Genomic DNA, 9760 nt, shown 5'->3' with positions numbered 1-9760 from the left:
GGCCGGCATTTAGTGTCAGAGAGGATCTCGATGGTTCGTCTTGCCGCTGCCCTTGGCGCCGTTGCCCTTGCCGCTGCCGTGCCCGCGTCCGCCTTCAGTTTCTTCGACGGGTTCGAGGGCGAGACGACCGGCCCGTCGATCCTGAACTACGCGGGCTTCGCGAACTGGACCGTTTCCGACGGCACGGTCGATCTTGTCCGCTCTGGCGATTTCAGAATCCGCTGCCGCACCGGCAACTACTGCGTCGATCTCGACGGTTCGACCTCGAATGCGGGCAAGTTCAGGCTCAACCTCCCGATCGTCTTCGCTGCCGGCGAGACCGTCGCGGTCGAGTTCTGGCTCTCGGGCAACCAGCGCAACGGTGCCACCGATGCCCAGCAGGTCTGGTTCGATTTCGCGGCCCCCACCAATCTCGCCAGCGCGGTCTGGACCAACGGCGGGGTGGATACCGTCTATGGCCCCTCGCCGGGTGTCGTGGCCTTCGGCTGGAACGTGAGCCTCCCCGGCACTTCGCCCTTCCTCCGCTATGGTGTCGTTTTCACGCCCACCGAGGCAGGCTCGGCTACGCTGTGGTTCGACGACTGGCGCGCCGGCAACGACAATATCGGCCTCATCCTCGACGATGTGTCGGTCCGCATCTCGGGCGCCGTCATCCCCGAGCCGGCCACCTGGGCCATGCTGATCGCCGGGTTCGGGCTGGTGGGAGTGGCCGCCCGTCGTCGCCAGCGGCCCGCCCTCGCCTAGCGCGCGGGCGCCTAGGCCTCGAGCGCCTTGATCAGCGTGCCCATCGTCTCCCGGTGGGTGAGGTCGAGGTGGAGCGGAGTCACGCTCACATAGCCTTCGCGCACCGCCTCGAGGTCGGTGCGGTGGCCGGGGGTTTCCACCTCCCGGCCGTAGCCGAACCAGTAATAGGGGAAGCCGCGCGGGTCGATACGGGCGTCGATCCGGATGTGGCCATAGTCGCGGAAGCCCTGGCGGGTGACCCGCACCCCCAGCGGCACCGCCCGCGCGGGGAAGTTGATGTTGAGGAGCACGCCCTCGCCCCAGTCGGACGCGGTGACCTTGCGGATGATGTCGGCCGCGCAGGCCTCGGCGGCTGCGAAACTCTCGGCGCCGTGGGTATAGTCGGCCATGGCCTGCGAAAGCGCGATGGAGCGAACGCCGGCGAGCGTCCCTTCCATGGCCGCCGAGACGGTGCCCGAATAGGTCACGTCCTCGGCGAGGTTCGGCCCGCGGTTGACGCCGGAAAGAATGAGGTCGGGCCGCTCGCCGTTCATCAGGTGGCCGAGCGCCATCATGACGGCATCGGTCGGGGTTCCGGCCACCGCGAACCGCCGGGGCCCGAGCTCGCGCACCCGAAGCGGCCGCGTGAGGGTCAGCGAATGGCCGGCGCCCGACTGCTCCTCGGCGGGTGCGACGAACCAGAGGTCGTCGGAAAGCTGGCGGGCGATGCGCTCGAGCGCGGCGAAGCCGGGCGCGTTGATGCCGTCGTCGTTGGTGAGAAGAATGCGCATCAGGCCTCCGGGGTCAGCCGCTCGAGGCCGCCCATGTAGGGGAGGAGCGGCGGCGGCACGATGACGCTGCCGTCGGGCTCCTGGAAATTCTCGAGCACGGCAACCAGCGCGCGGCCGACCGCCACGCCCGAGCCATTCAAGGTGTGAACGAAGCGGGTGCCCTTCTCGCCCTTCGCGCGGAACCGGGCATCCATCCGCCGCGCCTGGAAGTCCCCGCACCAGGAGATGGACGAGATCTCGCGGAAGACGCCCGCGCCCGGCAGCCATACCTCGAGGTCGAAGGTGCGGCGCGCGGCAAAGCCCATGTCGCCGGCGCACAGCAGCATCCGCCGGTAGGGAAGCCCAAGCGCCTCGAGCACGCCCTCGGCGGCTTCCACCATGCGTGCCTGCTCGGCCTCGGCCTGCTCGGGCGTACAGATGGTGACGAGCTCCACCTTCTCGAACTGGTGCTGGCGGATGAGCCCGCGCGTGTCGCGCCCAGCCGCGCCCGCCTCGCGGCGGAAGCAGGGGGTGAGCGCCGTGAGGCGCATTGGCAGCTGCGCTTCGTCGAGGATGGTCTCGCGCACCAGGTTGGTCAGGCTCACCTCGGCGGTCGGGATGAGCCAGCGCCCGTCCACCGTCTCGAACTGGTCGTCGCGGAACTTCGGCAGCTGGGCCGTGCCGAACATGGCGGCCTCGCGGACGAGGAGCGGCACGGCCCGCTCCTGCCAACCTGCCGCGACGTGCTGGTCGAGCATGAACTGGCCGAGCGCCCGGTGGAGCCTCGCAAGCCCACCCGAGAGCACGGCGAAGCGGGCGCCGGCAAGGCGGGCAGCGGCCTCCGGGTCCCAGCCGAGCCGGGCGGCCAGCGCATCGTGCTCGAGGCCACCTGCGCGCGGCTCGCCCCAGCGCTTCACCTCGACGTTGCCGGCCTCGTCGAGACCGTCCGGCACGTCGTCGGCGGGCAGGTTCGGCAGCTGGCTTGCCAGCGCCTCCACCCGGGCAACGGCACCGGCCTCCGCTGCCTCGGCCGCCGCGATCCGGTCCTTGAGCGCGGCCACCTCGGCGCGGAGCGCCTCGGCCTCGGCGTGCGCGCCGCGGGTCATCGCCGCGCCGATCGCCTTCGAGAGGTCGTTGCGGCGCGCGAGATCGGCCTGGAGCAGGGTCTGGATGGTGCGGAGCGCCTTGTCGGCCTCGAGCACCGCGTCGAAGGCGCGGGGGAGGCCGCGCCGGGCAAGGGCTGCCTCGAACCTCTCGGGGTCGGCGCGCAGGGCCTTCAGGTCGTGCATCGGCGGGGCCTATGGCTGGGCCGGCGCGAAAAGGCGAGGGGCTTACGCTCCATCGCCAGGGTCGTCGGGCGGCGCGGCGCGGCGGAAGCGGGGCGCGAGCAGCGCCGCGATCTGGTCGGCGAGCGCCGGGAGCGGCCGCGGCACCGCTCCCACCGCGCCCGACTCGAGCGCCCAGGCCAGCATCGCGTCGGCCTCGCTTACGTCCATGCCGCGTTTGAGCAGCGCCTGGCGGATCCGGCGGCAGGCCGGCTTCCACCCCGAGGGCACCTGCACCTCGGCGAGGCAGTAGGGCTCGACCTCGGGATCCTCGCGCATCGCCGCCCCCGCCAGCCGCTCGGCCTGGCGCAGCTCGACGCGCATGAGCCGCGCATAGGCGCGATCGGCGGCGACATCGAGCCCGAGGTCGGTGAGGAGGCCCGCTGCAACCAGCGCATCGGCGATGCCGCTCCGCATGGCCGACGGCTTGATGGCGACCACCCGCTCGGGCGCTTCCTCCTCGGGCAGGGCGTCGGCAAGCGATGCGAGGCTGAAGGGCAGGGTGGGCCAGGCGAACGGCGTGCCCTCGAAGTCCTGGAGCTCGAGGCCCGTGCTGCCGTTGGCGTAGGCGAGGAGCCGCAGGCGCACGTCCATGGTTCCGCGCGGCAGCGCGACGGGAACGGCGGGCGTGACCCGTCCGCCCCCGTTGCCGCCACCTGGCGGGGTCTTCGCTCCGAATGGCCTGTTCACATGTTTCAGTCACGGGCGGGCGCGCCGCCGCTTAGGCCCCGGGGTCGGTAAACGCTCCGTCAGCCGCTCCGGGGCGGCCACCCGACGGCCTCGGGCATGTCGGTCGAGACCCGGCCGGGGAAGCGGGGCCTGCGCTTCTCGAGGAAGGCCGCGACGCCCTCGCGCACGTCCGCGCTCCTGCCGAGCGCGATGTTGAGCCGGGAATCGACGGCAAGGGCGCCCGACGGGTCCGGGTCTCCGGCGTGGCGCCAGAGGAGCTGCCGCGTCAGGGCCACGGCGACAGGCGCGGTATTCTCGGCGATCTCGTGAGCGATGGCCAGGGCGCGGGGCAGGAGCGCGTCGGGCGCGACCAGCTCGGAGACGAGCCCGGCGGCAAGCGCCTCCTCGGCTGGCACCATGGCACCCGTCAGGCACCAGCGGAGCGCCGTCGGCAGGCCGACGAGCCGGGGCAGGAACCAGGCCGAGCCGGCCTCGGGCACGAGGCCGCGGCGGGTGAAGACGCAGCCGAACTTCGCCTGCGCGACGCTGATGCGGATGTCGCAGGGGAGGGTGAGGGTGAGCCCGACGCCTGCCGCCGACCCGTTGAAGGCGACGATCGATGGCTTCCGGCAGGCCATCATCGCACCGATGAAGTCGCTGTCCCGTCCAGCCCCGCCGAAGTTGCCGGCACCTGCGCCCGCCGCCGTGTCGAAGGCGCGAGGCCCCGCGGAGACGTCGGCGCCGGCGCAGAAGACGCGGCCGCGGCCGGTGAGCACGACGGCGCGGATGGCATCTTCGGCATCGGCGGCGCGGAAGGCCTCAGCCAGCTCCGCCCCCATGGTGGCGTTGTAGGCGTTGAGTACGGCCGGCCGGTCGAGCGTCACCACCATCACCGGCCCCTCGGTCCGGACCTCCAGCGTCTCCATCGCAGTCCTCCCCCCAGACCTTCCCCGTCACTCCTCGTCGAGCGGCAGGCCCGGCTGCGCGGCCGCAGAATCGGCCGGCGGCTTCAGCCCGAGATGCGCCCAGCCCGGCGGGTTCAGCACCCGCCCGCGCGCGGTACGCGCAATGAGCCCGGTCTGCAGGAGGAAGGGCTCGACCACGTCCTCGAGCGTGTCGCGCGCTTCCGAAAGCCCCGCTGCCAGCGTCTCGATGCCGACCGGCCCGCCGCGGTAAAGATCGGCGATCATCCAGAGGTAGCGCCGGTCCTGCGCGTCGAGGCCGAGCGCGTCCACCTCGAGGCGCGTGAGCGCGGCATCGGCGAAGGCGGCATCCACCGGCTCCGAGCGGCCGGCAGCGAAGTCCCTGACCCGGCGCAGCAGCCTGCCGGCGATGCGGGGCGTGCCGCGGGCGCGGCGGGCGATCTCGCGCGCGCCATCGTCGGCCAGCGCGAGGCCGAGGAGCGCCGCCGCCCGCCGCACCACGAGGAACAGCTCGTCCTCGGTGTAGAAGACGAGCCGGACCGGGATGCCGAACCGGTCCCGGAGCGGCTGGGAGACGAGCCCGGCGCGCGTGGTGGCCCCGATGAGCGTGAAGGGCGGAAGGTCGATTCGGATCGAGCGCGCCGAGGGGCCCTCGCCGATCATGATGTCGAGCGCCCGGTCCTCCATGGCGGGGTAGAGGATCTCCTCGACGCTGGCTGGCAGCCGGTGGATCTCGTCGATGAAGAGGACGTCGCGCGGCTCGAGGTTGGTCAGGAGTGCGGCAAGATCGCCGGCGCGGGCGATGACCGGGCCCGAGGTCGCCCGGAAGCCCACCCCGAGCTCGCGCGCGACGATCTGGGCAAGGGTCGTCTTGCCCAGCCCCGGTGGGCCGGCAAGGAGCAGGTGGTCGAGCGCCTCGCCCCGCGCCCGCGCGGCATCGATGAACACCCGCAGATTGTCGCGCGCGGCGGCCTGGCCCACGAACTCGGCGAGCGTGCGCGGCCGGAGCGCCGCGTCCTGGTCGGCCGGCTGGGCCGCGGGGGAGGTGAGCGTGCTCATCGCGCGGCCCGCCGCAGGGCCTCGCGCACGAGGGCCGCCGTTTCCGCGCCTTCGCCGAGCGCCGCCTCGGCCGCCGCCACGGCAGCGGCTGCCTCGGGCCCGCGGAAGCCGAGGCTGGCGAGCGCCGAGAGCGCGTCGCGCGCGGCGGCTGCAGGCGAGGGGAGGGCAGGCGCCGCTCCGCTCTCGCCGACCGCAGCCAGCGCTGCGGGCACGGCGCCCCGCAGCTCGGTCACGAGACGGGCGGCGAGCTTCGCCCCGACGCCGGGGGCCCGGGCGAGCGAAGCCCGGTCCTCGAGCGCGATCGCGCGGGCGAGCTCTGCCGGGGCGAGCGTCGAGAGGATGGCAAGCGCCACGCGCCCGCCCACGCCCTGGACGCCCGTGAGCAGCCGGAACCAGTCGCGCTCGGCGGGCTCGAGGAAGCCGAAGAGGGTGATCGCATCCTCCCGAACCTGGGTCTCGACATGGAGCCGGACGGCCGCGTCGGGTGCAAGCCGGCCGAGCGTGCGCACCGAGGCCTGAACGAGATAGCCCACCCCGCCGACGTCGATGACGGCATGGTCGGCCCCCAGCGCCGCGACCGTGCCGTGGAGCAGCGCGATCATGCCGCAAGCCCGCGCCTGAGCGTGCCCGCTGCGGCGATGGCAACGGCAAGGGCATCGGCCGCATCGGCGGCAACGGGGCCGGCCGCCGGCAGCAGCCGCCCGACCATGTAGGCCACCTGCGCCTTCTCGGCTGCCCCCGTCCCGGTCAGCGCCTTCTTCACGAACCGCGCCGCCAGCTCGTGCACGGGAAGACCCGCGAGGCCGGCTGCAAGAAGCGCCACGCCGCGCGCCTCGCCAAGCTTGAGCGTCGACTGCGGGTTGCGGTTCTGGAACACCTCTTCGACCGCCACGGCATCGGGCGCATGGGCCGCGAGCACTGTGGCAAGCCCTGCGTGGAGCGCCGCCAGCCGCACGGGCAGCGGGTCGGCCGGCCGGGTCGTGACCACGCCGTGGGCGAGGTGCGCGAGCCGCGCGCCCTCCACCAGCACCATGCCCCAGCCGGTCCGCGCGAGCCCGGGGTCGAGCCCGAGCAGCCGGAAGGGGCGCGCCCCGCTCATGCCAGCGCGTCCGCCACCTCGTCGGTCATGTCGTGGTTGCCGTAGACCGCCTGGACGTCGTCGGAGTCCTCGAGCGCGTCGATCAGCTTCATGAGGAGCCGCGCGTCGTCTGCCGAGACCTCGACGAGCGTCCGCGGCCGCCAGGCGAGCTTCGCGCCCTGGGGTTCGCCGAGCCGGGCCTCGAGGGCCTTTGCCACCTCGTGGAGCGCGTCGGGCGCAGTCCAGATCTCGTGGACATCCTCCCCGCTCTCCACGTCCTCCGCACCCGCCTCGAGCGCGGCCTCGAACACCGCCTCCGGGCTTCCGGCAGAGGCCGGATAGGTGATGAGGCCGAGCCGGTCGAACTGGTGCGCCACCGAGCCGGAGGCGCCGACGTTGCCGCCGTTCTTGGCAAACGCGGTGCGCACGTCGGTGGCCGTGCGGTTGCGGTTGTCGGTCAGCGCCTCGACGATGAGGGCGACGCCGCCGGGGCCGAAGCCCTCGTAGCGGATCTCCTCGTAGGTCTCGGCCTCGTTGCCCTCGGCCTTCCGGAGCGCGCGTTCGATGTTCTCCTTGGGCATCGAGTTGGCCTTGGCGGTCGCGATCACGGCCCGCAGGCGCGGGTTGAACGCCGGGTCGGGGTTGCCGCCCTTGGCGGCAGTCGTGATCTCGCGGGCGAGCTTCGAGAAGAGGCGGGAGCGCTTGGCATCCTGCGCGCCCTTCCGGTACATGATGTTCTTGAACTTGGAATGGCCTGCCATGGCCGCGCTCTACCGCCGCAATGGCCGCCTGAAAAGGGAAGCCCAATGCGCCGAACGCCCGCCCGCCCCGTGCTTGTCGCCCTTCTCCTCGCGGTTTCCCTGCCGCTCTCGCCGGCTGCCGCTCACCACGGCTGGTCGTCCTATGATGCGGGCCAGCTGCTCGAGGTGACGGCCGCGCTCACCGACCTCGACTGGGCCAACCCGCACGCGACCGCGAAGATCGTCTTTCGGGGCGCGCGCTGGGACGTGATCCTCGCGCCTACCGCGCGGATGGAGAACCGGGGCCTCTCGAAGGACATGATCGACCGCGGCCAGAGCGTGACCCTTATCGGCTATCCGCGCAGCGACGGCACGAAGGAGATGCGGATCGAGCGCATCGTGGTCGGCGGCAAGACCGTCGAGCTGCGCTGACAGGCCGGTGGAGGCGCTCGCCGCCGCGGCCGAGGCCTCGGCGCTCGGGGCCTGGATGCGTTCCTCCACCCTCGCCTACCCGGTCGCCAACAGCCTCCACCTGCTCGGGCTCGTGCTGCTTCTGGGCAGCATCGGCCTTCTCGACCTTCGCCTGCTGGGCGCCTTTCCCGCGCTGCCGCTTTCCGCACTGGCCCGCGCGCTGACCCCGCTCGGGCTTGCCGGCCTTGCCCTCCTGGCGCTGACCGGCGCGCTGCTCTTCGCTGCCGACGCCCGCGCGCTCGTCGGCAACCCCGCCTTCCGCTGGAAGCTCGCGCTCATCGCGGCAGCCCTCCTGAACGCGCTTGCGTTCCGTGCCCGGTGGCGGGGCGGCCCGCCCACGCCCCTCCTCCGCGCTCTGGCGCTCGCGTCGCTCCTGCTCTGGCTCGCCACGGCGACGCTCGGCCGCTTCATCGCCTATGTGTGAGGGCTGCGTCCGTCTTGCTCCCGCCGCGCGCCGACCCTAGGCTTGGCTGCGGGAGAAGGAGGACGGGCGCTGCACCAGCCGCTGCAGCCTGACGCCAGCGCGGCCAGCGCGGTCGCTCCCTCTGCTGCGCCGGCCGCGACCCTGCCGCCGGTCCGGCTCGGCACCCGCCTCGCCTTCGGCCTCGGTGCGGTTGCCAACGGGGTCAAGGAAAACGGCTTCAGCTACTTCCTGCTGCTCTTCTACAGCCAGGTCGTCGGCCTTGATGCACGCCTCGTCGGCCTTGCCATCACCGTTGCCCTGCTGCTCGATGCCGTCTCCGATCCGCTGGTCGGCACCTGGTCCGACAACACCCGCTCCCGCCTCGGCCGCCGCCACCCCTTCATGTATGCCGCCGCCATCCCGCTGCCGCTCGCCTTCTTCTTCCTCTGGAGCCCGCCGCTTGGCTGGAGCCAGACGGCCCTCTTCTGGTACCTGCTGCTCCTGGCCGTCACCATCCGCACCTTCATGACCTTCTTCGAGGTGCCGAGCTCGGCGCTTACCCCCGAGCTCACGCAGGACTATGACCAGCGGGCGTCGCTCCTGTCGCTGCGCTTCTACTTCGGCTGGACCGGCGGGAACGCCATGACGGTCCTCACCTTCGGCGCCATCTTCCCGGCCTTCGCCACGGCCGCGATTGCCGACGGCCGCTTCAACCCCGAGGCCTACCGCGTCTTCGGCCTCGTGGCCGCTGCCGTCATCTTTCTCTCCGTCATGACCTGCGCGCTCGGCACCCACGCGCGCATTCCCCACCTCATGCCGCCGCCGCCGCGCCGGCCGGTCTCGCCCGGCCGGTTCTTGCGCGACCTCAGCGAGACGCTTGGCACGCGCTCCTTCATGGCCCTCTTCGTCGCCACGCTCTTCGGGGCCGTCGCCTCCGGGCTTGCCGCCAGCCTTGCCTTCTACCTCAACATCTTCTTCTGGCGCTTCTCGAGCCAGCAGATCGCGCTTCTCACGCTCGGCATCTTCCTCTCCGCCCTCCTCGGCGGTCTCGTCGCGCCCGCCGTGAGCCGCCGTCTCGGCAAGCGCCGGGGCGCAATCGCCGTCGGCCTCGTCGCCTTTCTTGGTGCGCCGCTTCCCATCCTGCTGCGGGTGGCCGGCATCCTTCCCTCGGCAGCCGAGGCGCCGTGGGTCTTCTGGATCGTTGCCACCGCGACCGTGCTCGACGTCGGTCTCATCATCGCCTTCCAGATCCTCTCCGCGGCCATGATCGCCGACCTCGTCGAGCAGGCGGAGCTCCGGACCGGCCGCCGCTCGGAGGGCACCTTCTTCGCGGCCGTCAGCTTCAGCCGCAAGGCGGTGACCGGCATCGGGGTCACCGTTGCCTCCCTGCTGCTCGCCGCTGCGGGCTTGCGCGAGGGGCTCGACCCCTCGCAGGTGCCCGAGGCGGTCTCGCTGCGCCTCGGCGCGCTCTACGCGCCGACCGTGCTCGCGCTCTGGCTCGCGATGATCGCGGTCCTCTCCCTCTATCGGCTCGAGCGTGCCGACCACGAGGCGAACCTCGCGGCACTTGCCGCCCGGCGCGCTGCACCTTGACTTCTG

At 72.5% G+C, this 9760-nt stretch carries 12 protein-coding genes; 4 read left to right on the top strand and 8 right to left on the bottom strand.

The features are described from left to right. The first annotated feature begins 30 nt into the window (after nt 1-30). Nucleotides 31-744 (top strand): PEPxxWA-CTERM sorting domain-containing protein, encoded by a 714-nt coding sequence (locus H3H34_RS13685; RefSeq protein ID WP_194745144.1) that lies wholly within the window; start codon nt 31-33, stop codon nt 742-744. Between the two features lie 11 nt (nt 745-755). Here the strand turns inward: H3H34_RS13685 and surE are convergent, their stop codons facing one another. The 8 genes from surE to H3H34_RS10045 form a co-directional block, all read right to left on the bottom strand. Beyond that, nucleotides 756-1514, bottom strand: coding sequence for a 5'/3'-nucleotidase SurE (gene surE / locus H3H34_RS10080; RefSeq protein WP_194745143.1), 759 nt, complete (start codon nt 1512-1514; stop codon nt 756-758). Beyond that, entirely contained in the window at nt 1514-2782 is a 1269-nt protein-coding gene (gene serS / locus H3H34_RS10075) for a serine--tRNA ligase (RefSeq protein WP_194745142.1), read from the bottom strand. The genes surE and serS overlap by 1 nt, the downstream gene beginning before the upstream one ends. A gap of 42 nt (nt 2783-2824) precedes the next feature. Beyond that, entirely contained in the window at nt 2825-3412 is a 588-nt protein-coding gene (locus H3H34_RS10070; RefSeq protein ID WP_194745141.1) for a hypothetical protein, read from the bottom strand. 155 nt (nt 3413-3567) lie between these two features. Next, nucleotides 3568-4413 (bottom strand): enoyl-CoA hydratase-related protein, encoded by an 846-nt coding sequence (locus H3H34_RS10065; protein WP_194745140.1) that lies wholly within the window; start codon nt 4411-4413, stop codon nt 3568-3570. A 27-nt stretch (nt 4414-4440) separates the two neighbouring features. Continuing rightward, a complete protein-coding gene (ruvB, locus tag H3H34_RS10060; RefSeq protein WP_194745139.1) occupies nt 4441-5469 on the bottom strand; it encodes a Holliday junction branch migration DNA helicase RuvB in 1029 nt (342 codons plus the stop codon). After that, on the bottom strand, nt 5466-6071 hold the full coding sequence (ruvA, locus tag H3H34_RS10055; protein WP_194745138.1) for a Holliday junction branch migration protein RuvA: 606 nt from the start codon (nt 6069-6071) through the stop codon (nt 5466-5468). The genes ruvB and ruvA overlap by 4 nt, the downstream gene beginning before the upstream one ends. Next, entirely contained in the window at nt 6068-6568 is a 501-nt protein-coding gene (gene ruvC, locus H3H34_RS10050) for a crossover junction endodeoxyribonuclease RuvC (RefSeq protein ID WP_194745137.1), read from the bottom strand. The genes ruvA and ruvC overlap by 4 nt, the downstream gene beginning before the upstream one ends. After that, a complete protein-coding gene (locus H3H34_RS10045; protein WP_194745136.1) occupies nt 6565-7308 on the bottom strand; it encodes a YebC/PmpR family DNA-binding transcriptional regulator in 744 nt (247 codons plus the stop codon). The genes ruvC and H3H34_RS10045 overlap by 4 nt, the downstream gene beginning before the upstream one ends. Before the next feature lie 45 nt (nt 7309-7353). On the opposite strand from H3H34_RS10045, the gene H3H34_RS10040 reads away from it, so the two are divergent. The 3 genes from H3H34_RS10040 to H3H34_RS10030 are packed head-to-tail and all read left to right on the top strand — an operon-like array spanning nt 7354 to nt 9754. Beyond that, on the top strand, nt 7354-7719 hold the full coding sequence (locus H3H34_RS10040) for a DUF6152 family protein (RefSeq protein ID WP_194745135.1): 366 nt from the start codon (nt 7354-7356) through the stop codon (nt 7717-7719). A gap of 7 nt (nt 7720-7726) precedes the next feature. Then, on the top strand, nt 7727-8182 hold the full coding sequence (locus H3H34_RS10035) for a DUF6644 family protein (protein ID WP_207790874.1): 456 nt from the start codon (nt 7727-7729) through the stop codon (nt 8180-8182). A 42-nt stretch (nt 8183-8224) separates the two neighbouring features. Continuing rightward, entirely contained in the window at nt 8225-9754 is a 1530-nt protein-coding gene (locus H3H34_RS10030) for an MFS transporter (protein WP_235945664.1), read from the top strand. The last annotated feature ends 6 nt before the right edge of the window (nt 9755-9760 follow it).

Source organism: Thermaurantiacus tibetensis (assembly GCF_015354055.1).
GTDB lineage: Bacteria > Pseudomonadota > Alphaproteobacteria > Sphingomonadales > Sphingomonadaceae > Thermaurantiacus > Thermaurantiacus tibetensis.
The sequence above is the reverse complement of the archived record's forward strand: the minus strand, read 5'-3'. Positions and strand labels throughout refer to the sequence as shown.

Excerpts from the sequence above, each read along its gene's own strand:
- H3H34_RS10045 (WP_194745136.1), bottom strand. The coding sequence starts at position 7,308 with ATGGCAGGCCATTCCAAGTTCAAGAACATCATGTACCGGAAGGGCGCG.
- H3H34_RS10070 (WP_194745141.1), bottom strand. The coding sequence starts at position 3,412 with ATGGACGTGCGCCTGCGGCTCCTCGCCTACGCCAACGGCAGCACGGGC.
- ruvB (WP_194745139.1), bottom strand. The coding sequence starts at position 5,469 with ATGAGCACGCTCACCTCCCCCGCGGCCCAGCCGGCCGACCAGGACGCG.
- serS (WP_194745142.1), bottom strand. The coding sequence starts at position 2,782 with ATGCACGACCTGAAGGCCCTGCGCGCCGACCCCGAGAGGTTCGAGGCA.
- ruvA (WP_194745138.1), bottom strand. The coding sequence starts at position 6,071 with ATGATCGCGCTGCTCCACGGCACGGTCGCGGCGCTGGGGGCCGACCAT.
- surE (WP_194745143.1), bottom strand. The coding sequence starts at position 1,514 with ATGCGCATTCTTCTCACCAACGACGACGGCATCAACGCGCCCGGCTTC.
- H3H34_RS10065 (WP_194745140.1), bottom strand. The coding sequence starts at position 4,413 with ATGGAGACGCTGGAGGTCCGGACCGAGGGGCCGGTGATGGTGGTGACG.
- ruvC (WP_194745137.1), bottom strand. The coding sequence starts at position 6,568 with ATGAGCGGGGCGCGCCCCTTCCGGCTGCTCGGGCTCGACCCCGGGCTC.
- H3H34_RS10040 (WP_194745135.1), top strand. The coding sequence starts at position 7,354 with ATGCGCCGAACGCCCGCCCGCCCCGTGCTTGTCGCCCTTCTCCTCGCG.
- H3H34_RS13685 (WP_194745144.1), top strand. The coding sequence starts at position 31 with ATGGTTCGTCTTGCCGCTGCCCTTGGCGCCGTTGCCCTTGCCGCTGCC.